Origin of the sequence: Kushneria avicenniae (assembly GCF_900112585.1) — a bacterium.
Taxonomy (GTDB): Bacteria; Pseudomonadota; Gammaproteobacteria; order Pseudomonadales; family Halomonadaceae; genus Kushneria; species Kushneria avicenniae.
Genome location: NZ_FOLY01000001.1, coordinates 200,606 through 226,417 on the forward strand (window position 1 = coordinate 200,606; position 25,812 = coordinate 226,417).

Genomic DNA, 25,812 nt, shown 5'->3' on the forward strand with positions numbered 1-25,812 from the left:
CCTTGCCGATTCATGCCTCGTCTGCTGCCGGGTCACGACTTTCCCCCATCATGCGTCGCCGGTTGGCCACCTTTCGCGCCAACCGGCGAGCCATGGTGGCAAGCGTCGTGTTTCTGGCCCTGCTGGTGGTAAGCCTGCCCGCCGAGTTGATTGCCAACGATACGCCTCTGGTGGTGCGCTTTGATGGCCAGTGGTACTGGCCGCTGCTGGTCGACTACCCCGAAACCACCTTTGGCGGTTTTTTGCCGACCACTGCGCTCTATAGCGATCCGGCCGTACTGGCCCTGATCCGCGATCAAGGCTGGCTGATCCAGCCCCCCATTCCCTTTTCCTGGCAAAGCATCGACATGATGCTTGATACTCCCGCACCGGCGCCGCCGAGCCTGACCCACTGGCTGGGCACCGACGACCAGGGCCGCGATGTACTGGCCCGCGTGATCTACGGATTTCGACTGTCGGTGCTTTTTGCCGGTCTGGTCACGCTGGGGTCGGTCCTGATTGGCGTTATCGTAGGCGCTGTACAGGGCTATTTCGGCGGGCGAGTGGATCTGGTCGGACAGCGCGTGATCGAGCTTTGGGCCGGGCTGCCGATGCTGTTCATTTTGATCATCCTCTCGAGTCTGGTAGTGCCCAGCGTCTGGTGGCTGGCACTGATCATGATCGCTTTTTCATGGCTGGGGCTGGTCGATATCGTGCGTGCCGAGTTTCTGCGGGCTCGCAATCTCGATTATGTCCGCGCCGCCCGTGCCATGGGGCTGCCGGCCCGATTGATCATGTGGCGCCACGTTCTGCCCAATGCCATGGTCTCCACGCTGACCTTTCTGCCCTTCATCTTTACAGGCGCGATCACCACACTGACAGCGCTGGACTTTCTGGGCTTTGGCCTGCCGCCGGGATCGCCCTCGCTGGGCGAGCTGGTGGCGCAGGGCAAGAACAATCTGCAGGCGCCCTGGCTGGGCATGACCGCCTTCATGACGCTGGCGATACTGCTGTCGCTGCTGGTCTTTATCGGTGAAGGGCTGCGGGATGCCTTTGACCCACGCCACGCGGCGCTTGCCATGCGCGGGAGTACGGCATGACCCACGCTTCCGGCAGGCCTGTATTTTCACTGGAAAAACTGCGGGTATTGGCAGGCGATATACCGCTGGTCCACGGCGTCAGTCTCACCGTCGCGGCCGGTGAGACGCTGGCACTGGTAGGAGAATCCGGGTCCGGCAAGACCATGACCGCCATGGCAGCGCTGGATCTGGTGCCCCCCGGCATCCGGGTTGAAGGTCGTCGAACACTGGGTGATACCTCGCTTGAGACGCTGTCCCCACGTGATTGGGAGGACCTCCATGGCGGCCGGGTGGGCGTGGTGTTTCAGGAGCCGATGAGCGCTCTGAACCCATTACATCGCATCGGGCGCCAGATTGGCGAGGCCATTACCCTGCACCAGCCGCTTCGTGGTCGGGCCCTGCGAAAGCGCGCTCTCGAGCTGATGCAGCAGGTCCGACTGCCCCGCCCCGAGCAGCTGATCGATGCCTGGCCGCATGAGCTTTCCGGCGGACAGCGCCAGCGTGTGGTCATCGCCATGGCGATTGCCAATCGTCCAGAGCTTTTGATTGCTGACGAGCCCACGACCGCACTTGATGTCACCGTGGCCCGCGACATTCTACTGCTGCTGAAGGAGCTGGCAGATTCGCTGGGTATGGCGATGCTTTTGATTACGCACGATCTCAATCTGGTACGGCGCTGGGCAGATCGTGTCTGTGTGCTGCATCGAGGGCGTGTTCAGGAGACCGGCAACACGGATGAGGTTCTCGTGCGCCCGACCAGTATCCATACCCGCGCCCTGATTGATGCCGAACCGGAAGGCACGCCGGCCCCCGTGCTGGCACAGGCCCCCGAGGTCCTGTCGACGCGCGATCTATCGGTGGCCTTTCAAAGGCCGAAAGCGCTGTTCAGACCTCGCCCGTCACCTTTCGTGGCGCTTCATCCCGTGTCACTGACCCTGCGGCAGGGAGAAACGCTCGGGATTGTGGGTGAGTCCGGCTCCGGCAAGAGCACGCTGGCCCAGGCACTGCTGCGTCTGGTGGCTTCAACCGGCGAGATAAGACTGGGAGATACTCGGCTTGATCAATTGGGTGGCCGCGCGCTGCGATCAGAGCGCCGGCATGTGCAGATCGTCTTTCAGGATCCCTTCGGCGCGCTTTCCCCGCGCATGACTATCGAGGATATCGTCAGCGAGGGTTTGCGTTTTCACTTTCCCGAACTGGATCGTGATGCATTGCGTGATCAGGTGGCTCGGACACTGTCTTCGGTTGGAATTTCACTGGACGCGCTGGCGCGCTATCCGCACGAATTTTCCGGCGGTCAGCGCGCGCGCATCGCGCTGGCACGCGCGCTGATTCTGCAACCGCGCATTCTGGTGCTCGATGAGCCGACATCGTCGCTGGATCGTACCGTGCAGCGCCAGTTGATCGAACTGCTGCGGACGCTCCAGCAGGAGCGTCAGATCAGTTATCTGTTTATCAGCCATGATCTGGCTGTGGTCAGGGCCATGGCCCATCGCCTGATGGTCTTGAAAGAAGGTGAGTTGATCGAGCAGGGATCGACCCGGGAGGTAATCGAGCAGCCCCGCCACGTCTATACGCGTCAGCTTATAGAAGCGGCGTTTTATCGGTCGAGCTGATCGACAAGAGCCCCGAGTGCTGTTGCCGGGGCTCTTGTACGATGGTTTGTCGGCGAAGGGCAATCGATATCAGGGATGCAGCGTAAAACGATCCGCATCGTAATGGACCGGAAACTTCTCGCGGAAATCTTCCAGACTCTGCTTGCCGATTACCCCGGTGCGCACAAAGGCTCGGTCGGGTGCCTCGTCGATCAGCGCATCACCGCGGTAATCGATCAGCATCGAGTCGCCGCTGTAATTCAGTCCCCGGGCATCATCTCCCACTCTGTTGACACCAATCACATAGCTTGCGTTTTCGATGGCACGCGCCTGCAGCAGCGTGCGCCAGGGGAGACGTCGCGCTGAAGGCCAGTTGGCGACGCAGAGCAGCACGTCGTATTCGCAATCAATGTTGCGCAGCCAGACGGGAAAACGCAGGTCATAGCAGACGGTCAGCAGGATGTTGAAGCCGTTGAGCGAGACGACCGCACGCTGGCTGCCCATCGTGTAGTGATCGTTTTCCTCACCCATGCGAAACAGGTGACGCTTGTCATAGGTGGCCATGGTGCCATCGGGGCGAGCCCAGATCAGGCGATTGAAGTAATGGCCGTCTTCGACAATCGCCACGCTGCCGGTGACCACCGCATTATGCGACTGCGCGGTTTTTTGCATCCACGCGACGGCTCGACTCTCCTGCATGGATTCGGCCATGCGCTCCGGCGCCATGGTGAAGCCGGTGGCAAACATTTCCGGCAAAACGATCAGGTCACTGGTGGTGACGTCCTGAAGCCACTCATCCAGCAGTTGGCAGTTGGCGTCAATATCTTCCCAGCGCAGATCGGCCTGTACCAGTGTGGTTCTCAGTTCATTCATGATGATAATCCAGTGCCTGCAAGCGGTTTAAACGAGTCCCGGCGTGGCACCTGACAGTGGTCTTCTTTGGTCGAAGATGATGGCCCTATCACATTCCTGTCATCTTGATCGGCCATGGTGGTCATGCCGGGAAAGAAAAGAAGATCGTGCAGGGAAGCACATGGACAGGGAGTCCAACGGTAACAGGAGGTTGACCGGGCTCAGCACGACTTCCGACAACAGTGGCACGTGTCATGCCTGGCGGCCAGCGAATCTGCTGGTCGGATCTTTCTCAAGGGGAAGGCCTGCAAGGGCCTTCCCCTTTTTCACTAGTGTTTATTCTCGGTTAGTGTTTCTTTTTGATTAGTGCCCCTTCTCGAGAAAGTCGATCAAAAGCGTATTGAGCTCCTGAGCATGGGTAAAATTCAGGCCGTGTGGGCCATCCTTCACAATCTCGAGACGAGCGTTCCTGATCATTTCACTTGAGCGCTGACCGCTCGCTGCCAGAGGCACAATCTGGTCATCGTCGCCGTGAATAACCAGCGTCGGCACATCGATGGTTTCCAGATCCCGGCGGAAATCGGTAAAGCCAAAGGCCTTGATGCACTCCTGAGTAGCACGCGGAGAAGCAAGGTTGGCAATGCTCTGGTTATAGGCCAGAAGCTCATCGGAAAGCGTGGGTGCCCTGCCCTCGTGATTGACAAACAGCTTGCCAAAGCCGCCCAGAAAACCGGGGCGATCCTTTTTAACGTTGGCCAGCATGTCATCAAAGATGGACTGATCCACGCCTTCCGGATTGTCATCGGTTTTGAGCATGAAGGGCGGCACAGCGCCCACCAGAACGGCACCGCGAACACGCTTGCTGCCATGACGCCCCAGATAACGAGCAACCTCGCCGCCGCCCATCGAGAAACCGACCAGCGTGGCATCGTCGATGTCCAGATGCTCAAGAAGTCCGGCCAGATCATCGGCGAGCGTATCGTAGTCATAGCCGTGCCATGGCTTTTCCGAGTCACCAAAGCCGCGGCGATCGTAGGCTATGCAGCGATAGCCGGCGTCGGTCAGCGCGTTGATCTGGTACTCCCACATGCGATGACTCAGGGGCCAGCCGTGAATCAGCACTACGGCGGGGCCCTGACCGCAATCCTGATAATAGAGATCGATAGCGTTGTTGTTGCTGTCGATGATATTGGCGTAAGCCATGAATCAGCCTCCCTTGTCCGATGGGTAATATAAGGCACAGTCTGCAAGGTAGCTCAGCAGCGTGATGGCTGCATGTCATGGCAGCGCGCATAAAAAACCGCCTTCCCGGAGGAAAGGCGGCGAAAGGACCTGATGATGAGGAGAGAATCCATTTCAGCACCTGACATACTGAAATGAACCAGACGCCGTGGCGTCTGAGAAACACTCTGGACGATTCAGAAAAGGAAATCAATGCAAAAGAGAATTATTTTTATTTGATACGTAATGCCATCCACATTCCTGCGGCCAAAAAAAACCGCCTCATCGAGGCGGTGTGAGGTTTGGACAGCCAACCGTTTAGTCAGGGTAAGTCGGCTGTCGCTGCTCCTCATCAAGCAGTAATTTGATAAAAGCAGTATACCGCACAATTTGTGGGGATTTAACGTAAATCTGCCAATGGGGTCCATTGGCAGATTTAAAAAATACAAATCACCCCTGACCTTCACAGGGATACCACTTGTTGCGCTGGTCGATGATCTCACGCGGATAGCCGGTCATCTGAATGGACGGCTGTTTCATCGCCTCGGCGCGCAGGACATTGACGTGCATGTTGTCCGGTGAGTCCACGGAAACCACTTTTCCGATCATCAGAAAGTTGCCCCACAGCTTGTCGCTATAGGGCTGACAGACATTCATGCCGTTATAGCCCACCAGTGTCGGCGGAGGCGGCACAGCCGCAGCACCCTGGGGTTTGTCTGAAGAAAACAGGGAACAGCCTGATAGTGCACCGATGGCGACCGTAATACCCAGCCACAGTGTTGCGCTTTTCAATTGACGAGCCACGCCTTTCTCCTGAACCTGCAATGGACAAGGATCAATAATGCTTAAGCGCCAGAAAAGGTATCGGGCGCGGGCGCCAGCATAACCGTGATGCTCAAGGCTTGTCCCGAGTATTTTCGCAGGCATCCATCGACTTTCGTCGCGATGCGATCAGGTTCGCTTGCGCCATAGATCCCAGGCGACACCACAGGCAACGCCAAGAAGAATGGAAGGCGCCACGCTCTGGGTAGGTAACCATACCGCCAGACCGATGATGGTGCCGACCAGCATACCCGGAAGTTTTTTCATCGCATTTGTCCTGATCAGTAAATTCCGACCCATTCAAGCGGCCACTTCACCCCTGGAGGCGATATCTTGAGGTGTGAATGAGCATGTCCAGCAGGATAGAGAAAGGTCACCGCCATACAAGGAGGCATACAGACACGAAAAAGCCGCTTCGGCAATTAACCGTAAGCGGCTTGTTCATGATGTTTCTGGTCGGGGCGACAGGATTCGAACCTGCGACCTCCACAACCCCATTGTGGCGCGCTACCAAACTGCGCTACGCCCCGACACTGTTCCCGATATCGCCGAGAACGGTGCGTATCCTACATTACTGTTCTGCAAAAGGAAAGGGATGTTCACGAACTTTCAGGAAATCATTCCGAGGTCATCATTGCTGCGATATCATCAATACGCGTCAGACAGATCCGACCGCTGAAAAACGAGCCAAGATCGATATAGCGTACGTTGCCAAGCGTTCTGGGCTCGGGCACTGGAGTATGCCCTACGACCACGGCATCGATATTGGCAACCACACGCTGGTCGCTGGACTCGATACGCTTTCGCGACCATAACAGCGTTTCTCGAGAGGTTTTTCGAATATCGGCCCAGTCCAGCGGTGGTTCGGCATGAACGATGCCCACGACGCCATGAGCGGTTTCGACCTCAAAGGCCAGCGGCATTTTCATCATGGCCTCGGCAAGGCGGTTTCTCAGTGAGACCTTGTCATACTGTTGTGACCACTCTCCCCCGTTGCTCAGCCACTGTCCCCAGTGGTTATCGAAAAGCGCGTTGCGCGCCATCATTTCGTGATTGCCGGTCACCGCATGACACCCCGGCTGGTGGACCAGCTCAAGACACCGCAGCGAATCGGGCCCACGATCGATCAGATCGCCCACGCTGAAAAGCCGGTCTTTATCGGCGTCGAATTCAACCCGAGTCAGCGCCTGCTCGAGTAACGCGTAATGCCCGTGCAGATCGCCCACCACATAGTCATGACCGCTGACATTGCGCTCGAATCGCTTGAGCATTCATGAACTCCAGAAATTATTGAGCAAACGCCACATCATAAACGATGCAGACAGTATTTTTGACGCGATGACATCAGGTCACAACGATCAGGGCGTGAATAATACCGGGTATGTAGCCCATGAGGGTAAGCAGAAGGTTAAGCCAGAGCGCATCGCCTGCGCCAACGGCCAGATAAACTGCCAGAGGTGGCAACAAAAAGGAGAGAACGATCAGTGACAGGGGATCCATGAGTGCGGTCCCGCCGGCAGGGCCATACAATGCCCTGCCGACACAAGAGCTTACCAGCTGATGGCGTTTTTGACCTGCTCGGGACTCAACACATGACGTGCAAACTGTTGTCCCAGCATGGAAGACGCATCGTACGGATTTTGCGTATTGATGTAGGCGACCAGCACCTGATCATTCTTGGTACCGATAACGTGAGCCGGCGTTGAACCGCTGCGATCCCTGGCCTGATCCTGCATCTGATCCCACTCCTGCTGAGGATAGGCGACCAGCGCCAGCAGCGGCGCAGGCGTGCTGTCGATCTCGTAGTTCTTGTAGTAGAACACCGCCATGTTGCGGGCTTCGATGCGCTGATTGTTCCACTCAAAGGTGTCACGCTGCACAACGCTGTTTTGCCAGCTTTCGGGATAGGTGAAGGTGTAACCTACAGTCGTGTTTCGATAGCCCTGCTGGGACGACTGGATCACGCTGTCAATGTTGGGATCATTTTGCTTCGGCTCGGAGCTTGAGCAGCCTGCCACGGCGAACATGGCACCTGCGATGGCCAGCGCGGTGGCCCCTTTTTTAGTAAAAGACATCCAGCATCCTCCTTGAGTCAATAAGTCCTGCACAAATCAATATAGTCCATATCATGATTTAACAAATACTCTGGTGACTTCTGAAGTATTAATTTTAAAGTACTAATCCGGGCATCAAGATCAGAAAAGGTGGACGGACACGCCAACGCCGGTGCTGAAACTATTCAGGCCAGCCATCAGTGCCGATCAATGACATCAGCGAGCGGCGTTGATCCCACCCCTGCTGCGCCAGCATGGGAGCATCGTAAAAGGCCTCGACGTGACCCATGCATAAAATGGCGATGGGCCAGGCCCCCTCTGGTGCGTTGATCAGCGCACCCAGAGCGTCGGGATCAAAAAGGGATACCCAGCCAACGCCGATGCCTTCGGCTCGACCGGCCAGCCAGAGGTTCTGGATCGCGCAGCTGGCAGAGGCAAGATCCATTTCGTTGATGGTTCGCCGTCCAAATACGTACTGCTCGCGTGCTTCGCAAAGCGCCACCACCCAGAGTTCCGGACACTCTCGTATGCCTTCGACCTTGAGCTCGAGAAACGCCTGCCCGCGCTCATCCAGTGCCTGCGCCGTGGCATGACGTTCATCATCGACGAGCTGTGCCATGGCCTCGCGCAGGTCAGGGTCGCGAATGCAGACAAATCGCCAAGGCTGCATATACCCCACGCTGGGCGCGTTGTGGGCTGCTTCAAGCATGCGTCGTATGACATCCTGATCCACCGGGTCCGGCAGAAAGTGACGCATGTCCCGGCGTTCGCGAATCGTCCGATAGATGGCCTCACGCTCTGCATGGCTGTAGCCCTGTTGACTCATGAGTATCCTTTGGTGGTCCTTTGAACTGCCCGCATGGCATGACGCAGCTGCTGTCCTGCCCGTAGGCTTTCATCATGCAGGCCGAAGCGCAGGATAGCGTGCTGCTCGTTGACCACCCACAGGCGGGTCAGTACGGCCTGCTGCAGAAATCCGTCGTGCCATCGTTGCGCGTGAGCAAGTGGCATATCAAATCCGTTGAAAAGCGCACTCTGACGCCAGCGTGTCGCTCCATCACAGCCCATGAGCCGCTCTGCCAGCCAGCGCCCCTGCTCCCGGCTGGCACGCTCCAGCGTGGTTTGCATTTCAATCTGCCAGTGATGATCGTTCAAAGCTTCCTGGCCGGCTCGTTGAGAAGGCGCAGTTACCCGCCAGGGGCCCTGCATCGATGACAGTTGCTGCATGATGGCTGACCGTCCTGCCCCTGCAATAGCCCCCAGCCGTAGCCCGGCCAGCCCGAAGAACTTGCCCAGCGAACGCAACACGATGATGTTGTCAGCGATATTCGGCAGCAGACTCTGCCCGGGAGTGGCATCTACAAAGGCTTCATCGACAATCAGCACGGCGCCTTTTTGATTCAGTTCGTCAGCCAGCGCCCGCAGGGCGTCGGGCGCGATATGCTGACCACCGGGATTGTTGGGATTGACCACCACCACGGCACGCAGATTATCCGCATCTGAAGCGATACTCCGCACGGCCTCGGGATGATCCGCATCATAAAAACATCGTGTGTGCCCGGCCTTTTGCCAGTGCCACTGGTGCTCTCGATAGCCGATATCGGGCAGTGCCACACGGCCTGGCTCAAAGCACAATGGCAGCGTCTCTATGGCCCACTGAGAACCAGGAATGTTCAGGAGCATGAGTGACCGGCCATCGTCGCTGTTGATCACCTTACCAAAGTAATAGTGAAGCGCCGCCTCATGAAGGGCCTGGTCCTGATCCGGCAGCGACTGGCACGCCTTCGCATCGATCGGCGTTATCGGATAGGGCCAGGGGTTGATGCCGGTAGACAGATCCAGCCACTCATGGCGTTTGATACCGTAGTGCTGGCTCATGTCCGACAGCCTGCCGCCATGTTCAGGGGGCGCATCAAAAACCCTGGTCATGCCAGTACCCACTCGATGAAAAGAAGCACTGTCAGCCATATCAGAAGCGCTTTGAAAATCAGCGTGCAGGTACGCTGAATATCTCTTGTTACAGCAGGCCGACCTGTGCCCAGAACTGGACTTTCAACGTGATGACCATGATAGATACCGCCGCCACCCAGCTGTATACCCAGCGCTCCGGCGCCGGCGGCCATGACGGGCCCGGCATTGGGGCTTTTCCAGCTTCTGCCCTGCTGCCACCAGCACTTGATGGCCGAGCCAAGGGTATTTTGCGAGGCGCGCCAGTGCCAGCCGGCCAGCGCATAGGAAAGCGCGGTCAATCGTGCCGGTATCCAGTTCATGGCATCATCCATACGGGCTGCAGTACGTCCGAAATACAGATAGCGCTCGTTACGGTATCCCCACATGGCATCAAGGGTGTTGACGATCCGGTAAAGAACGACGCCGGGAATGCCTGCAATGGCGAACCAGAAAATGGCAGCAAAGAGTGCGTCACTGCCGTTTTCGAGTACGGACTCACAGGTTGCGCGAGAGATTTCAGAGGCATCAAGCTGTTGGGTATCCCGACTGACCAGCATGCTTACCTGCCGGCGTGAGGTATTCAGGTCTCCCCTGGCGAGCGGTTGATAAACACGCCGAGCATGCTCGATCAGACTTTTGCGACCGATAGCCAGATAGAGCACAAGCACGGCCAGCAAAGTATGCCAAAAGCCCTCAAGGAAATGGTCAATCAAGACTGCAAAGCCCATGAAAGGCGCAATGACCAGCACCCATCCTACTGAGCCAGTCATCAACATGGCTGCATTGTGCTGTTTCAAAGGATAAAGGTTTTCCTCAACGATACTGATCCACCATCCCAGACCAATCAGCGGATGAAATCGTCGAGGTTCCCCCCACCATTGATCAAATAAAAGAGGAGCCAAAATCATTAACCACATTATAGATAACGGTATAAAATTATTATAAAGTCACACATCATCACTGCCCCGATGCACCCAGATAGCTCAGCTGCTCAAACCGTTCTTCACTATCTAAATCAATATCGATTCGTATCCGTGCCACGCCGGCATAAGGCAGCGACAGGCGATGAAGCCAGGCGCCCTGCTGCATTGACATACCCAGGCGCATGGCCACCCAGCTTTTGATCACGCCGGCGTGGCCGCAGACCAGTAGCCGTACAGGATTTTGCCCGTTGCTTTTGGGCTGCTGCTCCGCCAGCGCCAGGCCCTGATTCAAAATGCTCTGCCAGCCCCGCTCAATGCGTTCCAGAAACACATCGAGCGTCTCCCCTCCCGGAGGTGGAAAAGCCCAGGGATCCGACCAGAAACCTTCAAGCGCCGCATGGGAGTGCTGCCAAAGTGTCTCCGTCGGGATGCCATCCCATGCGCCGAAGTTCATCTCCATGATGTCCGGGACGATATGCAGCGGTGTGTCCCAGGCGTCAGCCAGCATCTCCCCTACGCTTGCGCAACGCACCAGCGGCGAACTGATGATGGCATCGGGGCGCTGTAATCGTTCTGCCGCCGCCAGCATGTCCTCACGGCCCTGACGGCTCAGGGCCACATCGGTATGCCCGCGCAGACACTGTTGCGGCCCTTCACAGGCACCATGACGCAAGCAGTCAATCATCAGGGTCTGAAACGTCATGCCCCGTCACCCTTGAGGCATTGAGGCAAACCGGCGACCACCCACCACACACGCTGACACCGCGCGGCCAGTGCCTGATGCAGGCGGCCGGCTTCATCCACGAAACGTCGTGACAGCGCATTCATGGGCACCACGCCCTGTCCGACCTCATTACTGACCATGACGACACGCCCCGGAGCAGCATCGAGTGCTTCCAGCAGCCGGGCGCGCTCGCACGTGAATCGCGCCTCGTCATCAAGCAGAAGGTTGGTCAGCCACAGGGTCAGACAATCCACCAGCAGCAGGTGGTCGGCTCGGGCATGGCGATCAATGGCATCACCAAGGGCAAGCGGCGCTTCTTCCAGCGCCCAGTGCTCCGGCCTGCGGAGACGATGCGCCTCGATACGCGAGTGCATTTCGCTGTCGCCATGGACCTGCGCTGTGGCGATATAGGTCACATGACAGCCGCTCTGTACAGCCAGCGCTTCGCCATGAGCGCTCTTGCCACTGCGTACGCCTCCCAGAATCAGCTCATGCATGCAGCGTCACCAGCGTCAGGTATAAAAGAATTTCGGTGATCTGTTGAACCGCGCCCAGCGTATCTCCTGTCACGCCGCCAAGCTGCCGGCTCAGCCAGCGATACAGGACCAGTCCCGACAACGCCGTGACCAGCAGGAGCATCGCGCCCGACGCCAGACCGGCAGCGAGCAGGGCCACAACGGCAGCCACGCCGATCAGCCAGCCACGGTCACTCGGGCGGTGATGACCGGTCAGCGCGTGCACCTTGCTGTCACTGTCATACCGCAGATATGGCAACAGACCCATCATGCAAGCCGCCAGACCGCGGCTCAGACTATGAGAAACGATCAGGGCAGTCATCACCAGCACAGCGTTCTGCTGCGCCAGCGCGCTCAACAGCAGCCAACGCCCGACCAGACTCACGATCAGCGCCAGTACACCGTAGCTGCCCACCCGGCTGTCCTTCATGATGGCCAGCCGCTGCGCCACGCTCTGCCCGCCACCGAGGCCATCCATGCAGTCTGCCAGCCCATCCTCATGCAGAGCACCGGTGAGCCACAGCGACAGGCCCAGGATCAGGAACACCGCAACCGGTGCTGGCAGAAAGAGCTCGAGGCTGGCGTACACCAGAGCCAGGGCCAGACCAATCAAGGCGCCAGCCAGCGAGAACCAGCGATGGCAGCGCCCCAGTGCCTGCGGTGTCACCTCGCCATGAACGCGCACCGGCAGGCGAGTCAGAAAGCTCATCGACAGGCAGAACCACTGCCACTGGCGCTTCAGATCCTCATGACTCATAGCGTCAGACCGGCGTCATCCAGCGAGGCCATCTCATGATAAAAGGCCAGTGCCGAACGCAGAAGCGGCAGCGCCAGCGCGGCACCTGATCCCTCTCCCAGCCGTAGCCCCATGTGCAGCAGCGGCTCCGCCTCGAGCTGGTTCAGCAGTGGCTTGTGACCGCGCTCGTCACCGCAATGTGAAAAGATCAGGTAACCCCGCACTGCCGGCTCGATACGACAGGCGCAAAGCGCTGCCACAGTGGTGATAAAACCATCGACCAGAATCACCATGCTCTTTTCGGCCGCCGCCAGAATCGCCCCTACCATGCTGGCGATTTCAAACCCGCCCAGCGCTGCCAGAGCCGAGCGCGTGTCCTTGAGCGCCTGCGAGTGACGCTGAAGTCCCAACTGAACAATATCCTGCTTGCGCTTCATGATGGTGGAGGTCACACCGCTTCCGGCCCCGATGCACACGTCAAACGGCAGATGCGTCAGCGCCGCCATCAACGCACTGGCGCTGGTCGTGTTGCCGATACCCATCTCACCCAGCGCAATCAGATTGCAGCCATCGGCGTGCAGCTCATCGACCAGTCGACGACTATTGGCAAACGCTGTCTCGAGCTGCTCGAGCGTCATGGCGGGCTCGCGATGAAAGGGTGCCGTCATTTCGCCCAGCCGATGACTGACCAGCTGCGGATGCGGGTCATGCGCTGTCAGTGTCCCACAGTCGATTACCCGTAGCGCCAGATCGGCCTGGCGACAAAAAACATTGATGGCGGCATTCCCCTCAAGAAAATGATGCACCATCAGTTGTGTTGTCGAGGGATCAACGATGGAGACGCCCTCGGCGGCCACGCCGTGATCGCCGGCAAAAAGCAGCATGACCGGGGCGTCGATGGTAGTCCGGGATGGCCCCAGAATGCGCACCAGTGATGCGGCGGTGGTCTCCAGCGTGCCCAGCGATCCCGGCGGCTTCAGCCGGCTATCAATATGGGCCTGAATACTGGCATCGCTTGCACCGTCAGGGGGTGAAATGTGAAAGGTCATGACATTGGCTCGGATAAACGTGCACAGACGCTACCAGGCACCCGGCACCGGAACAATAATAATGAAGTGATCTCATCCGCCGGGCGGGCCCGCGTGCCACCGCGCCAGACTTGACTCCATGATTGCCCCGGCCCACGATGAGCAGCGCTCGGGTGCCCGTGTCGTCTGCACGGGATAATCGGGAAAGTGATGCAAGTTCACTGCTGTCCCCGCAACGGTAATCGAGTGGCCTGAAGCAGGCATATCACCACTGACCCTCATGGTCGGGAAGGTGCTTCGGCCCGGCAGAACAATGCTCTGCCAGCTCGTCAGCCCGGAGACCGGCCCGGCGATAATACAGGGTGGTGATGCTCACGACATCATCAGTAACGACTGCCACGCGTACGGGTCGATACGCAGGAGCATACGATTGACACATTATCTGCCCGGGTGGCTGTCCCTGCCGACAGCCGCTGCGCCTTCTGGTGCCACCACGGCCCATCAGGGAGCCGTGCATGGTCATGTCATGCCGTCACACCTCGCCCATGGGGAGGTGACATGACTCGCGCCACACGTCCTCTTTTTCCCTTCGCCGCCGTTACCGGCCATGAGCGTCTCAAGCTGGCTCTGATTCTGGCCGCGCTGGATACCCGTCTAGGCGGCGTGCTCGTCAGTGGCCCGCGAGGCACCGCCAAATCCACGCTGGCACGCAGCCTGGCCGAACTGCTTCCCTTTTCCCGATCGTCTCTGGTGACGCTCCCGCTGGGCGCCGATGAAGCCCAGTTGACCGGTACGCTTGATCTGGGGCGAGCGCTCGGGGAGCGTGAAGTGGCCTTTCAGCCCGGGCTGCTTGCCCGCGCCCACGAGGGCGTACTCTATATCGATGAGGTCAACCTGCTGCCCGATGCGCTGGTGGATCTGCTACTCGATGTCGCCGCCAGCGGCATCAACCATATCGAACGTGACGGCATCAGCCATCAACACCCATCGGAATTTCTGCTGATCGGTACCATGAACCCGGATGAGGGCGATCTGCGCCCCCAACTGCTGGATCGCTTCGGACTCGCCGTACTGGATCACCCCGCCCCGGATATCGAACAACGTCTGCAGATTGTCGAGCGCCGGCTGGCCTTTGATCATGACCCCGAGGACTTCATGGCGGTATGGCAGGAGGCGCAGTCGCATTTGAGCGATCGGCTGCAGGCGGCTCGTGACAGACTCGCAATGGTCACTCTGCCCCCCGAGCTGGCGCGTGTCATTGCCATTCGCTGCGTCGAGGCCGGTGTGGAAGGCGTTCGTGCCGATCTGGCCTGGCGGCGTGGCGCACTGGCCCATGCGGCCTGGCAGGGTAGAAGCGCTGTGACGCTCGAGGACATTGACGCCCTGGCGCCGCTGGTCATGGCGCATCGGGCCCCGGCATGGACACCGGACGAAACGCCCGAAGACGGCGATGACGGTCATCAGGGCAAGGGTAGTGACGGCGACGAATCAGCGAGTGCCCCGTCCCCTGATCACTCACCAGGCCGCTATCAGGGCCGCCGCCCTCCATCCGATGCGCCGAATCGTCCGGACCTTGCCCCGGGTCACGATGCCTCGAGTGCCGATGCCGAGAGCGAGTCGAAACAGCAGCTGTCGTCAACCCGCTCTGACGAGCACCACATCCACGAGCAGGCCCCTGGTGATCAGAGCAGCGGTGACTGGGGCAGCCTCCCGGCTCGACCCGTCTCTCCCGTGCTGGAAAACGCTGCCAGCGGGACCATTCAGCTTCCTTCTGTCCTGCAACAGGCTGTGGGGCGGTTCCCCCAGCGACAGGCATTAACCCAGTTGAAAGGCCGTCATGCCCTCGGCCGTCAGCGTATCGACTGGCCCGGTAGCTTTCGTCGGGCAGCGACCGCTCACGACCACCCGATACCCGCGTCACCGCAGTCGCTGGTTCACCGGCGCGACCGTCGCCGTCCCGACACACTGACCTGCATCGTGCTGGATATTTCCGGCTCCAGCCTCAGCCGCCAGAGCAGCAATCAGCGCCAGCTCGAGAAAGCCATGGCGCTGGTCGAGCGAATTACTGCCAGCGCCTACCCCGCACGTGAAAAGCTGATGCTGCTGACACTGGGAGGCGACGGCATTAACGAGATCATGGCGCCCGGCCGCGCACCGCGCACGATCGCCACTCTGCTGGCCGGGCTTGCACCGGGCGGCGGCACCCCCCTTCGACAGGGGCTCGAAGAGACTCGACAACGCCTGACCCGATATCAACGCCAGGCTTCTGCGATGATTCGACTCTGGATATTGACCGATGCCCGCAGTCGGGACGATCTTCAGCTCGCACCATTTGGCTGTGACACCCATGTCGTGGACTGTGAATCCGTAGGGCAGTCGCTGGGTCGAGCACGAGAGCTGGCCACATCCCTTGATGCGACCTGCCACACCCTTGATGCCCTGATGGACACCACCTCGAACACGCCGCGCTCCCATTGCCATACGGCGATCTCGCCTTGGAGAACTCCGTGACTCAGCATCGCGACGACGATACCCGTGCGACCGATCAGGACCCCGCCCGCTATCAACAGCGCATGGCCACCAAAAAGCGCATTGTCGACGAGCGCATCGCCAACGCCGATCAGGAGCGTGGGGTTGTGATCGTGCTCAAGGGCAACGGCAAGGGCAAAAGCAGCTCGGCATTCGGCACCATGGCGCGCGCCCTCGGGCACGGTCAGCGCTGTGCGGTGATTCAGTTCATCAAGGGGCGGCGCGCCACCGGTGAATACCTGTTTTTCAATGAGCATCCTCGCGTTGACTTCCACGTCATGGGCCACGGCTTCAGCTGGGAGGTGCGCGACCCCGAGCGGGAGCGCCAGGCCGCACAGGAAGCCTGGGCGCTGGCAGAACGGCTCCTTCGTGATCCGCAGTATCACTTTCTGCTCTTTGACGAGCTCTCCTACATGATCAAGTACGGCTATCTCGACGCCGAACGAATCGCCCGGGCGCTCAGTGAACGGCCGGCACACCAGAACGTGATGATGACCGGGCGTACCATGGCACGCGAAATTCAGGACATCGCCGACACCATCAGCATCATTCAGGACGAGCGCCACGCCTTCCGGCTGGGCGTCAAGGCACAGGCGGGGATCGAATACTGATGGCGGATACCGCGTACTGCCCGGCACTTTTTCTCTCCGCCATGGCCTCCGGCCAGGGCAAGACCACCGTCACAGCCGCTCTGGCCCGCTATCATCGGCGTCAGGGGCGTCGGGTCACGGTGTTCAAGACCGGGCCGGACTATCTGGACCCGCAGATTCTGGCCCAGGCCTCCAACGCGCCGGTCGAGCCACTGGATCTGTGGATGGCCGGCGATGCCTTCTGCCGCGAGCAGCTTCATCGCGCCGCACTGACCTCCGATCTGATTCTGATCGAGGGTGCGATGGGACTTCATGACGGCACGCCCTCCAGCGCCGATCTGGCCGTGGCGTTTGATATTCCGGTGGTCTGTGTCATTAATGCCCGAGGCATGGCTCAGACCGTTGCCGCCATTGGCCTCGGGCTGGCTCGCTATCGCCCCGAAATGCGCTTTCACGGACTGGTGGCCAACGCCCTCGGCAGCGAGCGACACCGCCAATTGATCGAGGACAGCCTGCCCGAGGATGTCCAGCTGCTGGCCGCCATGCCCAGAGAGGAACGCCTTGCCCTGCCCTCGCGCCATCTGGGACTGGTCCAGCCCGGTGAACAGGATGACCCGGATAATCTGTCGCTCGAGGCACGACTGGAGGCTGCCGCCGATTTGCTGGAAGGCCAGACGCTGACCGAGCTGCCGCCCGCGGTGGCTTTCGCCTCCCAATCGATCGATACGCCGCCTGAAGCGCTGGCCGGCAAACGCATCGGTATCGCGCGGGATGCCGCCTTCAGCTTTGTCTACGCCGCCAATGTCCGACTGCTGGAAGCCATGGGTGCAGAGCTCTGCTGGTTCTCACCGCTTGCCGATACGACCCTGCCAGAAGGCCTTGATGCCCTGTGGCTGCCGGGCGGCTATCCGGAACTCCATGCAGAGACACTGGGCGGCAATCACGCCATGTGTCAGGCCATTCGTGATGTCGATGCGCGTGGCCTGCCGATCGTGGCCGAGTGCGGCGGCATGCTCTATCTGCAGGAGACCCTGACCGACCGGGCCGGCACCTGCTACCCCATGGCAGGCGTGCTGCCCGGTCACGGCGAAATGCGCACCAAACGCGGCTGTCAGGGCATGCAGAGCGCGCCCCTGCCGGAAGGCGAGATTCGCGGTCATGCCCATCACCATTCGCGAAGCCACGACACGCTGACGCCGATGGCCCACGGCCGACGCGCCAGTCATCCGGCGCCGGGCGAGGCCATTTTCCGCCGCGGCCGGCTGACAGCCAGCTACCTGCACCTGTTCTTCCCCTCCAACCCGGCGGCCGTCGCGGCCCTGCTGGGCGGAGTGGCAGAACCTGAACGCTCGACGCCCACCGGGCAGCCTCTCTAATGCAGAGTGATGGCGTTGGCCCGGTGGCCATGGGGGTGGGCTGTCGACGTGACTGTCCGCCCGGGGTGCTCGAGGCGCTTGCCATGACCACGCTGGCACGCGCCGGTCTACATCTTGATCAGGTCACGCTGGTGGCGACGCTGGCCGGCCGTCAGCACGAAGCCGCCATCACTTCACTGGCGCAAAGGTGCCACTGCCCACTAATGGCGCTACCGCCCGAAGCATTGAGAGCGCGCGAGTCGGCCATGAGCCATGTCAGCGACACCACCCGGCGCGTCCACAACGTACCGGGGGTGGCCGAGGCCGCCGCGCTGGCCGCCATTCACGATCATACCGGCCGACAGGCGCAGCTGCTGGTCGGCCGCCAGCATTGCGACCGCGCCACCTGTGCGCTGGCCATACCGGTCGCCACGACGCCCATGGCCGAATAATTTCCATGATTCAGGAGAACATCATGACATCCATTGAGACCTCCCGCCCCGAGCTGCACAAGATTCCCGCCACCGTGGTGACCGGTTTTCTCGGCAGCGGCAAGACCACCCTGCTGTCCCATCTTTTGCGTCACGCCGGCGGCAAGCGTATCGCCGTGATCGTCAACGAGTTTGGCGAACTGGATGTCGACGCCGAACTGGTGCGCAGCTGCCAGCTCGAGGCCTGCGAGGAGAACGAGGCTGTCGAGCGCGAAGAAGGTGTATTCGAGCTGGCCAACGGCTGCATCTGCTGTACGGTGGAAGAAGAGTTTCTGCCGGTGATGCAGAAGCTGGTCGAACGACGCGACCAGATCGATCACATTCTGATCGAGACTTCCGGCCTTGCGCTGCCCAAGCCGCTGGTACAGGCGTTCAACTGGCCCGATATCAAGCAGTTCTGCACGGTGGACAGCGTGATTACTGTCGTCGACGGCCCGGCACTGGCCGCCGGACGGGTCGCCCACGATCACGAGCGTATCGAAGCGCAGCGTCAGGCCGACAAAAGTCTGGATCACGACCCGAGCCTGCAGGAGCTGCTTGATGATCAGCTCGCCTCGGCGGATCTGGTGATCATCAGCAAGGGCGATGCGCTGGATGATGAGGCGCGACGTGTTCTCGAGCAACAGCTGCGCGGCGAATTGCCCGAACGCGTCAAGACGCTCTGGGCCACCCATGGCGAAGTCGATGTGGCCGCTGTCATGGGCATGCAGCTGGCCTCGGAAGGTCGAGCCGATGATATTCATACCCATCACGACGATCATCACGCGCACGGGCGTGAGCACCACCATGCCCATGATGATTTCGACGCCTGCGTGGTCACGCTGGGTAGCGTGGACAGCGCCACACTGATTCCGGCGCTGGAGCAGGCGCTGGCCGAGCAGACCATCTACCGGGTCAAGGGCTTTGTTGATGTCGGCAAACCCATGCGCCAGGTGCTGCACGCTGTCGGCAATCGCCTTGCCCATCACTTCGACCGGCCGTGGCGCAGCGATGAAACACGCCAGACCCGACTGGTGGTTATCGGCAAGGATCTGGACCGTGACCGCCTGCAGAGCCTGCTGTCTGCAGCCGAGCACCACGAGCGCGTCAGCTGATGCGATTGATTCGTCCCTTGCATAGCGGAGCGTAAGGCATGCACCTTTTCGCCGCCCAGCCCGGCGGATTCAGCGATGACAACGGCATTGTCGATCTCGGCCAGTCGCCTGCCGAGCTGGTGATCCTGTCGGCGGCCGACAGCGTGCTGGCCCTGCTGGCCACCGTGATCGAAGCCGAAGAGACCGAGCGCCTGACCAGCGTTCGCCTTGCGAACTGGATGAATCTTTTAAAGCCCGCCGCGTTTGACCTCTATCGCGACCGGGTGCTGGATCAACGCGGCGCTGAGGCGCCCAGGGGTGCTCGCGTGGTCGTGCTGTCGCTGCTGGGCGGTGCATCCTACTGGCGCTACGGTCTCGAGCAGCTGACAGAGTGGGCGCAGCGCGAAGGCCGTACGCTGATCGTGGTGCCGGGCGAAGACGTCGAAGATGACAGCCTGCTCCGTGCCGGCACCGTCAGCTACCAGGACGCCCACCGGGTGTGGCGCTACCTGCGCGAGGGCGGCCCGGACAATACCCGTGCCATGCTCGACTGGCTCGAGGATCGCTTTTTACAGCGCCCCCGCGTCTTTCGAGAGCCTCGACCGCTGCCGAGGGTTGTGTTGCATGCCCCGCCTTGTGAGGAGAGTGCCTGCCCTGGCCGGGTAACGCTGGCCGACTGGCGAGCGCGCTGGCAGCCGGAATCCCCGGTAGCGGCACTGGTGTTCTATCGAAGCCACCTTCAGCAGGGCAATACCGGCGTCTTCGATGCGCTGATCGAGATTCTCGAATCCGGCGGCTTCAACGTCCTGCCGGTGGCCGTGGCCTCACTCAAGGAACGCCTGTGTCTGGACACGCTCGATGAGCTCATTGAGCAAAGCGACGCCTCGATCATGCTCAACACCACCGGCTTTGCCCTGGCCGGCGGCTCGGAGGCCGCACAGACGGGCTATCAGCATCCCTGGACGCGCCACATCCCGATCCTGCAGCTGATCATGGTAGGCACCACGCTCGAGGACTGGCAGGGCCAGACCATGGGGCTTCGACCGCGCGATATCGCCATGCAGGTGGCACTGCCAGAGCTGGACGGGCGCATCATCACCCGCCCTATCGCCTTCAAGTCAGCGCACTATTACTCCACGCGCTGTCAGCACGATATCGTGATTCACGCCCTTCATGAAGAGCGCGCCCGCTTTGTCGCCGAACTGGCACGGCGCTGGGTGCGGCTTTCCGAAAAGGCCAACCGCGACAAGCGCGTGGCGCTGGTACTGGCCAACTACCCCTCAAGCGACGCCCGTATCGGCAACGGCGTGGGGCTTGATACGCCGGCCTCGACGCTCAATATTCTGCTTCAGTTGCGCGACACCGGCTATCCGGTCAGCGATGCCCTGCCCCATGATCCGACGGCACTGATCGAGTGGCTGACGCAGACCGTCACCAACGATGCAGAACACCGCGATTCCCGACCCGCCGCGCAGAGCCTGTCGCTGGGTGAGTACGAACAGTATTTCTCGCAGCTGCCTCAAGCCTGTCAGCAGGCCGTGCTTGATCGCTGGGGGGCACCCACGAATGACCCGCTCCATCGTCATGGGCGCTTGATGATTGCCGGCATGCGGCTGGGCGAGACCTTTGTCGGCGTCCAGCCAGCGCGCGGTTTTGATATCGATCAGAACGCCGCCTATCACGATCCGGACCTGCCGCCGACTCACGGCTATCTGGCGTTCTATTTCTGGCTGCGTCACGTCTACGGCGTTGATGCCTTCGTTCATGTCGGCAAGCATGGCAACCTCGAGTGGCTGCCAGGCAAGGGCACGGCGCTCTCGGACGCCTGCTGGCCGGACATTGTGCTCGGCCCCATGCCGCACCTTTATCCGTTCATCGTCAATGACCCCGGTGAAGGCGCCCAGGCCAAGCGCCGTACCCAGGCAGTGATCATCGATCACCTGATGCCGCCGATGACGCGTGCCGGCATTCACGACGACCTGGCCGAACTCGAACGCCTCACCGATGAGTACTATCAGGCCCTTGGCCTTGATCAGCGCCGCGAGCAGTTTCTGCGCGAGGCCATCATCGAACGGGTGCGCAACACCCACGTGCTTGAGGAACTGAGTCTGTCGCCTTCGGCGGCCGAAGGCACACGGCCCACCGTGGATGAAGCGCTCAAGGATGATCAGGTGCTGCTGGACGCGCTGGACAACTATCTCTGCGATATCAAGGAAGCCCAGATTCGTGACGGTCTGCACGTGCTGGGCAAGCTGCCCGATCACGACGCGCTTCGCGATACGCTGATGGCGCTGGTGCGACTGTCCCGGGGCAGCCAGCCCCACGAGCAGAGTCTCCTGCAGGCGATGGCCGTGGATCTCGGGCTTTTCGACGTGCATGACAATTTCGATCTGCTCGCTGCGGATGCCTGGCCCTGGCAGGGCCCGTGGCCCGAAAGGCTGATGGCGATCGAGGCGACCGGCTGGCGCAGCTCGAGCCATACCCGTGAGCGTCTTGAGCTGCTGGGCGCGCGGCTGATCGAGCAACACCTCCTGACGTCTGATGCTGCTCGTCTCTGCGATCAGGAGTGGCCGCAGACACGTGCCGTGATCGATTTCATGCAAGAGACGCTGCTGCCGGTGCTGCACCAGAGCGTGGACAACGAACTCTCGGCGCTCATGGACGGTCTTTCCGGCAGATTCGTGCCCCCCGGGGCAAGCGGCGCGCCCAGCCGCGGCCGGCTCGACACGCTGCCCACGGGGCGCAATTTTTACAGCGTCGATAGTCGCGCCATGCCCACAAGAACCGCCTGGACGCTGGGACAGAAATCGGCCGAGGCACTGATCATGCGTCATCTGCAGGAGCACGGTGACTACCCGACAAGCCTGGGGCTGTCGGTCTGGGGCACCGCCACCATGCGCACCGGCGGCGATGACATCGCTCAGGCCTTTGCCCTGATGGGGATACGTCCGATCTGGGCGTCCGGGTCCCAGCGGGTCATCGACTTTGAAGTCATCCCCGGCTTTCTGCTCGGCCGGCCGCGGGTGGATGTCACCCTGCGGGTCTCAGGCTTTTTCCGTGACGCCTTCCCGGGGCTGATCGCACTTTATGACAGCGCTGTTCAGAAGCTGGTCGATCTTAATGAGCCCGGCAACGGCAATACCATCGCCACCAACGTCTCGGAAAGATGCCAGGCCCTGCGCGCCGAAGGATTTGATGACGCCACGGCGCGTCGTCAGGCCGGCTTTCGCATCTTCGGGGCGCGCCCGGGCACATTCGGCGCCGGCGTTCAAAAGCTGCTGGACAACGGTCACTGGCAGGAGGAAGCCGACCTGGCCCGGGCCTACGTCAACTGGGGCGGCTACGCCTACGGCAAGAATGTTGAGGGCGAGCCCGCCATGGAGGCGTTTCAGAAGCGGCTCTCGACACTTGAAGGCATCGTCCAGAATCAGGACAACCGCGAGCACGATCTGCTCGATTCCGGCGATTACAGCCAGTTTCAGGGGGGCATGAGTGCCGCCGCCCACCAGCAGGGTGCAAGACCGGCACTCTATTTCGGCGATCACGCCAATCCCGCCAGCCCGCGCATGCGCACGCTCAAGGAAGAGCTCAATCGGGTCATGCGCTCGCGCGTGACCAATCCGAAATGGATCAGCGCCATGCAGCGCCACGGCTACAAGGGCGCCTTCGAGATGGCCGCCAGCGTGGACTATCTCTTTGCCTGGGATGCCACCACCGCGCTGGTCAGCGACTACCAGTACGAGCAGATCTCCGAGGCGCTGGTGCTGAATGAAGACAACCAGCGCTTTTTGAACGACCACAATCCGCAGGCGCTCAAGGAGATGGGGGAAACCCTGATGGAGGCCATTTCTCGAGGCCTGTGGCAGTCTCCGGCGGCGTATCAGGCGCGTCTGCGCGATCTGCTGCTGAGCATTGATGAACAGGAGGAGCGCGCATCATGAGTCGGATACATCGGTTCCGGTCGTCCCGTACCCTGATGGTACAGGGCACCACCTCGGATGCCGGCAAGAGCGCGCTGGTCACCGCGATCTGCCGAATACTGAGGCGTCGCGGACACAGGGTCGCCCCGTTCAAGCCGCAGAACATGGCGCTCAACAGTGCCGTCACGGTCGATGGTGGTGAAATCGGTCGCGCTCAGGCGGTACAGGCCATGGCCGCCGAGGTCGATGCCCACGTGGATTTCAACCCGGTGCTGTTAAAGCCGACCTGCGATCAGGGCTCTCAGGTCATCGTGGCCGGCCACGCCATCGGCCACATGAAGGCGGCCGAATATTACGCCTACAAGCCTCAACTGCTGGAACAGGTCGTGGCCGCCCATGATCGACTCTACAGCGGCCATGATCGCGTCGTGGTTGAAGGTGCTGGCAGCGCCGCCGAGATCAACCTGCGCGAGCACGATCTGGCCAATATGGGCTTTGCCGAAGCCGTTGACTGCCCGGTGATTCTGATTGCCGACATCGACCGCGGCGGTGTATTTGCACATCTGGTGGGCACGCTGGACATTATCAGCGCCTCGGAGCGTGAGCGCATCGTGGGGCTGGTCATCAATCGCTTTCGCGGCGACATCAATCTGCTCAAACCAGGGCTTGAATGGCTTGAAGCGCGTACCGGCAAGCCGGTACTGGCCGTGGTGCCCTGGCTCGAGGATCTGCATCTGGAGGCCGAGGACGGTCTGTCCCGCGGAGGTGACAGTACAGGCGTGCCTGGAGGGCTCAACATTGCGGTGATTCTGCTGCCCCGCATCAGCAATCACACCGATTTTGATGCCCTGCGTCTGCACCCGCAGGTCAACGTGCGCTTTGTGCGCCATCCCGAAGCGCTCGGCGCGGCCGATGTGATCATCCTGCCCGGCAGCAAGCATGTGCGCGCCGATCTGGACTGGCTGCGCGAGCGAGGCTGGTCAGACGTGCTGGCGCGCCACCTGCGCTACGGCGGGCGGATCATCGGGATCTGCGGGGGCTATCAGATGCTGGGCACGCGCATTGAAGATCCTGAAGGTGTGGAAGGCCCGGCCGGTGCCAGCGAGGGGCTGGGCTGGCTGGATCTTGCCACAACGCTCAGGGCCACCAAGCAGCTGCATCGCGTCACCGGGCACTGCCTGCTGGGAGAGGCGCGCGCCCCCGTCACGGGCTATGAGATTCACGTCGGAGAAAGCCTGGGCGAAGGACTCACGCGCGGCGTGTTTGCGCTTGATGACGGCCGGCGGGACGGCGCCATTTCCGAGGACGGCCGGATTCTCGGCACCTATCTACATGGGGTATTCGATCATCCGGCCACGCTGAAAGCGCTACTGGGGTGGGCAGGTCTCGTGGAACCTGTGCCCTTTGATTACGACGCCCATCGCATGAGTGAGATCGACCGGCTGGCCGACCATGTCGAGGCGGCAATTGACTGGGAAAAATGGCCGATGCCTGAGGATGTTTCGACTCCAACCGATCCGGTAACGCTAATTCAAGATCTCTGATTTCGAGGCAACAGGAAATTGCCCTGACTCCCATCTCCCAGTTCGGAGTCCACAACTGAGTCATCCTTGAGCTCAACGCCGGAGACCTCCCGGCGGCTGGCTTCATCCAGCAGATACAGGATCAGCTTTGCGGCGCTCTCGAATGACTGCCCGCGCGGGCGAATATTGGAGATGCAGTTGCGCTCGCTGTCACGACGCCCGTTCTGTGGCTGCCAGGTGAAATAAACGCCCAGGCTGTCCGGCGAGCTGAGCCCCGGGCGTTCGCCAATCAACACCAGTCCCATGTGCGCGCCCAGCACCTCGCCGATCGGATCGCCGATGGCTACCCGTCCCTGTTCAACCAGTGCCACCGGCCCCACCGACCAGCCGCGCGATTCAACACCCGGGATCAGGTGATCCAGCAGCGTGGCGGCGTGCTCGTGAATGGCGCGCGCCGACAGGCCATCCACGACCGCAATGGATAGATCACACTGCTCGACGTTCATGGCACTCAGCTGTTCGAGACTTTTCTCATCAAGCTGGCGCCCCAGATCGGGACGACGCAGATATTCGCCTCGATCACCGGCCCGACTGTGCAGGCGTACCACCTGATCAAACCGCGCATTGAGCGCGTCCATCATCTGCTCGGTATCCAGTGGCAGATGCACGGCGTCACGGGCCTGCGCATGGGCCAGTTGAAAGGCCAGATGCGGCGCGGTCGGCAGGCTGCCGCCGGCGCGACCCAGCCCGATCCGGGCATCGGTGTGTTCACTCAACTGTCGCCACGGGTTGTCCGTGACCGTATCGGAGGCGTCTTTTCCGGCAGGATGGTCTGTCATGGTGTGCTCCCGTC

At 60.8% G+C, this 25,812-nt stretch carries 25 protein-coding genes, 1 tRNA gene and 1 riboswitch; of the genes, 10 read left to right on the forward strand and 16 right to left on the reverse strand.

The features are described from left to right. The first annotated feature begins 2 nt into the window (after positions 1–2). Together BM079_RS00985 and BM079_RS00990 are read left to right on the forward strand one after the other, a co-directional pair. Entirely contained in the window at positions 3–1,079 is a 1,077-nt protein-coding gene (locus BM079_RS00985; protein ID WP_281243918.1) for an ABC transporter permease, read from the forward strand. Further along, complete coding sequence (locus BM079_RS00990) at positions 1,076–2,674, forward strand: ABC transporter ATP-binding protein (protein WP_090129943.1); 1,599 nt, start codon at positions 1,076–1,078, stop codon at positions 2,672–2,674. The genes BM079_RS00985 and BM079_RS00990 overlap by 4 nt, the downstream gene beginning before the upstream one ends. 69 nt (positions 2,675–2,743) lie before the next feature. On the opposite strand, the gene BM079_RS00995 is transcribed toward BM079_RS00990, so the two are convergent. Both BM079_RS00995 and BM079_RS01000 read right to left on the reverse strand, forming a co-directional pair. After that, a complete protein-coding gene (locus BM079_RS00995; protein ID WP_090129945.1) occupies positions 2,744–3,526 on the reverse strand; it encodes an amidohydrolase in 783 nt (260 codons plus the stop codon). A gap of 342 nt (positions 3,527–3,868) precedes the next feature. Continuing rightward, the gene (locus BM079_RS01000) at positions 3,869–4,708 is read right to left on the reverse strand and encodes an alpha/beta fold hydrolase (RefSeq protein ID WP_090129947.1); all 840 of its coding nucleotides are present in this window, start codon (positions 4,706–4,708) and stop codon (positions 3,869–3,871) included. 173 nt (positions 4,709–4,881) lie between these two features. Between BM079_RS01000 and BM079_RS16675 the strand changes: the two genes are divergently transcribed. Continuing rightward, the gene (locus BM079_RS16675; protein WP_175489550.1) at positions 4,882–5,025 is read left to right on the forward strand and encodes a hypothetical protein; all 144 of its coding nucleotides are present in this window, start codon (positions 4,882–4,884) and stop codon (positions 5,023–5,025) included. Positions 5,026–5,176: 151 nt separating this feature from the next. Here the strand turns inward: BM079_RS16675 and BM079_RS01005 are convergent, their stop codons facing one another. From BM079_RS01005 to cobT, 13 genes are all read right to left on the reverse strand, one after another. Then, positions 5,177–5,530: a hypothetical protein gene (locus BM079_RS01005; protein ID WP_139215231.1), complete on the reverse strand. Its 354-nt coding sequence runs from the start codon at positions 5,528–5,530 to the stop codon at positions 5,177–5,179. A 147-nt stretch (positions 5,531–5,677) separates the two neighbouring features. After that, a complete protein-coding gene (locus tag BM079_RS16680) occupies positions 5,678–5,815 on the reverse strand; it encodes a hypothetical protein (protein WP_175489551.1) in 138 nt (45 codons plus the stop codon). Between the two features lie 186 nt (positions 5,816–6,001). Next, a tRNA-Pro gene (locus BM079_RS01010) sits at positions 6,002–6,078 on the reverse strand. An 87-nt stretch (positions 6,079–6,165) separates the two neighbouring features. Further along, positions 6,166–6,819 (reverse strand): metallophosphoesterase, encoded by a 654-nt coding sequence (locus tag BM079_RS01015; RefSeq protein ID WP_090129951.1) that lies wholly within the window; start codon positions 6,817–6,819, stop codon positions 6,166–6,168. Positions 6,820–6,892: 73 nt separating this feature from the next. Then, positions 6,893–7,048: a YqaE/Pmp3 family membrane protein gene (locus tag BM079_RS01020; RefSeq protein WP_090129953.1), complete on the reverse strand. Its 156-nt coding sequence runs from the start codon at positions 7,046–7,048 to the stop codon at positions 6,893–6,895. Between the two features lie 50 nt (positions 7,049–7,098). Next, entirely contained in the window at positions 7,099–7,623 is a 525-nt protein-coding gene (locus BM079_RS01025; protein WP_090129955.1) for a hypothetical protein, read from the reverse strand. A gap of 160 nt (positions 7,624–7,783) precedes the next feature. After that, the gene (gene bluB / locus BM079_RS01030; RefSeq protein ID WP_090129957.1) at positions 7,784–8,428 is read right to left on the reverse strand and encodes a 5,6-dimethylbenzimidazole synthase; all 645 of its coding nucleotides are present in this window, start codon (positions 8,426–8,428) and stop codon (positions 7,784–7,786) included. Beyond that, positions 8,425–9,531 carry an aminotransferase class I/II-fold pyridoxal phosphate-dependent enzyme gene (locus tag BM079_RS01035; RefSeq protein ID WP_175489552.1) on the reverse strand — a complete coding sequence of 369 codons (1,107 nt, stop codon included), beginning with the start codon at positions 9,529–9,531 and terminating at the stop codon, positions 8,425–8,427. Before BM079_RS01035 ends, bluB begins: the two co-directional genes overlap by 4 nt. After that, entirely contained in the window at positions 9,528–10,469 is a 942-nt protein-coding gene (cbiB, locus tag BM079_RS01040) for an adenosylcobinamide-phosphate synthase CbiB (protein WP_090129961.1), read from the reverse strand. The genes BM079_RS01035 and cbiB overlap by 4 nt, the downstream gene beginning before the upstream one ends. Before the next feature lie 40 nt (positions 10,470–10,509). Continuing rightward, the gene (locus tag BM079_RS01045) at positions 10,510–11,178 is read right to left on the reverse strand and encodes a histidine phosphatase family protein (protein ID WP_090129963.1); all 669 of its coding nucleotides are present in this window, start codon (positions 11,176–11,178) and stop codon (positions 10,510–10,512) included. Beyond that, positions 11,175–11,696, reverse strand: coding sequence for a bifunctional adenosylcobinamide kinase/adenosylcobinamide-phosphate guanylyltransferase (cobU, locus tag BM079_RS01050; protein WP_090129965.1), 522 nt, complete (start codon positions 11,694–11,696; stop codon positions 11,175–11,177). The genes BM079_RS01045 and cobU overlap by 4 nt, the downstream gene beginning before the upstream one ends. Next, entirely contained in the window at positions 11,689–12,471 is a 783-nt protein-coding gene (gene cobS, locus BM079_RS01055; protein ID WP_090129967.1) for an adenosylcobinamide-GDP ribazoletransferase, read from the reverse strand. Before cobS ends, cobU begins: the two co-directional genes overlap by 8 nt. Further along, the gene (gene cobT, locus BM079_RS01060) at positions 12,468–13,499 is read right to left on the reverse strand and encodes a nicotinate-nucleotide--dimethylbenzimidazole phosphoribosyltransferase (RefSeq protein ID WP_090129969.1); all 1,032 of its coding nucleotides are present in this window, start codon (positions 13,497–13,499) and stop codon (positions 12,468–12,470) included. Before cobT ends, cobS begins: the two co-directional genes overlap by 4 nt. A gap of 132 nt (positions 13,500–13,631) precedes the next feature. Further along, a riboswitch (cobalamin riboswitch) is annotated at positions 13,632–13,842 on the forward strand. A 194-nt stretch (positions 13,843–14,036) separates the two neighbouring features. On the opposite strand from cobT, the gene BM079_RS16685 reads away from it, so the two are divergent. From BM079_RS16685 to BM079_RS01095, 7 genes are all read left to right on the forward strand, one after another. Continuing rightward, a complete protein-coding gene (locus tag BM079_RS16685) occupies positions 14,037–15,989 on the forward strand; it encodes an AAA family ATPase (protein ID WP_090129971.1) in 1,953 nt (650 codons plus the stop codon). 62 nt (positions 15,990–16,051) lie between these two features. Beyond that, positions 16,052–16,618, forward strand: a complete 567-nt coding sequence (gene cobO / locus BM079_RS01070) for a cob(I)yrinic acid a,c-diamide adenosyltransferase (RefSeq protein ID WP_090130745.1) — start codon at positions 16,052–16,054, stop codon at positions 16,616–16,618. Next, entirely contained in the window at positions 16,618–17,973 is a 1,356-nt protein-coding gene (locus BM079_RS01075) for a cobyrinate a,c-diamide synthase (RefSeq protein ID WP_090129973.1), read from the forward strand. Before cobO ends, BM079_RS01075 begins: the two co-directional genes overlap by 1 nt. Beyond that, entirely contained in the window at positions 17,973–18,404 is a 432-nt protein-coding gene (locus BM079_RS01080) for a cobalamin biosynthesis protein (protein ID WP_090129974.1), read from the forward strand. The genes BM079_RS01075 and BM079_RS01080 overlap by 1 nt, the downstream gene beginning before the upstream one ends. Before the next feature lie 23 nt (positions 18,405–18,427). Then, the gene (gene cobW / locus BM079_RS01085; protein ID WP_090129976.1) at positions 18,428–19,537 is read left to right on the forward strand and encodes a cobalamin biosynthesis protein CobW; all 1,110 of its coding nucleotides are present in this window, start codon (positions 18,428–18,430) and stop codon (positions 19,535–19,537) included. Between the two features lie 38 nt (positions 19,538–19,575). Continuing rightward, a complete protein-coding gene (gene cobN, locus BM079_RS01090; protein ID WP_090129978.1) occupies positions 19,576–23,457 on the forward strand; it encodes a cobaltochelatase subunit CobN in 3,882 nt (1,293 codons plus the stop codon). Continuing rightward, a complete protein-coding gene (locus tag BM079_RS01095; protein ID WP_090129980.1) occupies positions 23,454–24,980 on the forward strand; it encodes a cobyric acid synthase in 1,527 nt (508 codons plus the stop codon). The genes cobN and BM079_RS01095 overlap by 4 nt, the downstream gene beginning before the upstream one ends. Here BM079_RS01095 and eutC read toward each other — a convergent pair. After that, positions 24,968–25,798, reverse strand: a complete 831-nt coding sequence (eutC, locus tag BM079_RS01100; RefSeq protein ID WP_090129981.1) for an ethanolamine ammonia-lyase subunit EutC — start codon at positions 25,796–25,798, stop codon at positions 24,968–24,970. The genes BM079_RS01095 and eutC overlap by 13 nt on opposite strands. Positions 25,799–25,812 lie beyond the last annotated feature (14 nt).

Coding starts and splice junctions, on each gene's coding strand:
- BM079_RS00990 (WP_090129943.1), top strand. CDS start 1,076: ATGACCCACGCTTCCGGCAGGCCTGTATTTTCACTGGAAAAACTGCGG.
- BM079_RS00995 (WP_090129945.1), bottom strand. CDS start 3,526: ATGAATGAACTGAGAACCACACTGGTACAGGCCGATCTGCGCTGGGAA.
- BM079_RS01000 (WP_090129947.1), bottom strand. CDS start 4,708: ATGGCTTACGCCAATATCATCGACAGCAACAACAACGCTATCGATCTC.
- BM079_RS16675 (WP_175489550.1), top strand. CDS start 4,882: ATGAACCAGACGCCGTGGCGTCTGAGAAACACTCTGGACGATTCAGAA.
- BM079_RS16680 (WP_175489551.1), bottom strand. CDS start 5,815: ATGAAAAAACTTCCGGGTATGCTGGTCGGCACCATCATCGGTCTGGCG.
- BM079_RS01015 (WP_090129951.1), bottom strand. CDS start 6,819: ATGCTCAAGCGATTCGAGCGCAATGTCAGCGGTCATGACTATGTGGTG.
- BM079_RS01020 (WP_090129953.1), bottom strand. CDS start 7,048: ATGGATCCCCTGTCACTGATCGTTCTCTCCTTTTTGTTGCCACCTCTG.
- BM079_RS01025 (WP_090129955.1), bottom strand. CDS start 7,623: ATGTCTTTTACTAAAAAAGGGGCCACCGCGCTGGCCATCGCAGGTGCC.
- bluB (WP_090129957.1), bottom strand. CDS start 8,428: ATGAGTCAACAGGGCTACAGCCATGCAGAGCGTGAGGCCATCTATCGG.
- BM079_RS01035 (WP_175489552.1), bottom strand. CDS start 9,531: ATGACCAGGGTTTTTGATGCGCCCCCTGAACATGGCGGCAGGCTGTCG.
- cbiB (WP_090129961.1), bottom strand. CDS start 10,469: ATGTGGTTAATGATTTTGGCTCCTCTTTTATTTGATCAATGGTGGGGG.
- BM079_RS01045 (WP_090129963.1), bottom strand. CDS start 11,178: ATGACGTTTCAGACCCTGATGATTGACTGCTTGCGTCATGGTGCCTGT.
- cobU (WP_090129965.1), bottom strand. CDS start 11,696: ATGCATGAGCTGATTCTGGGAGGCGTACGCAGTGGCAAGAGCGCTCAT.
- cobS (WP_090129967.1), bottom strand. CDS start 12,471: ATGAGTCATGAGGATCTGAAGCGCCAGTGGCAGTGGTTCTGCCTGTCG.
- cobT (WP_090129969.1), bottom strand. CDS start 13,499: ATGACCTTTCACATTTCACCCCCTGACGGTGCAAGCGATGCCAGTATT.
- BM079_RS16685 (WP_090129971.1), top strand. CDS start 14,037: ATGACTCGCGCCACACGTCCTCTTTTTCCCTTCGCCGCCGTTACCGGC.
- cobO (WP_090130745.1), top strand. CDS start 16,052: ATGGCCACCAAAAAGCGCATTGTCGACGAGCGCATCGCCAACGCCGAT.
- BM079_RS01075 (WP_090129973.1), top strand. CDS start 16,618: ATGGCGGATACCGCGTACTGCCCGGCACTTTTTCTCTCCGCCATGGCC.
- BM079_RS01080 (WP_090129974.1), top strand. CDS start 17,973: ATGCAGAGTGATGGCGTTGGCCCGGTGGCCATGGGGGTGGGCTGTCGA.
- cobW (WP_090129976.1), top strand. CDS start 18,428: ATGACATCCATTGAGACCTCCCGCCCCGAGCTGCACAAGATTCCCGCC.
- cobN (WP_090129978.1), top strand. CDS start 19,576: ATGCACCTTTTCGCCGCCCAGCCCGGCGGATTCAGCGATGACAACGGC.
- BM079_RS01095 (WP_090129980.1), top strand. CDS start 23,454: ATGAGTCGGATACATCGGTTCCGGTCGTCCCGTACCCTGATGGTACAG.
- eutC (WP_090129981.1), bottom strand. CDS start 25,798: ATGACAGACCATCCTGCCGGAAAAGACGCCTCCGATACGGTCACGGAC.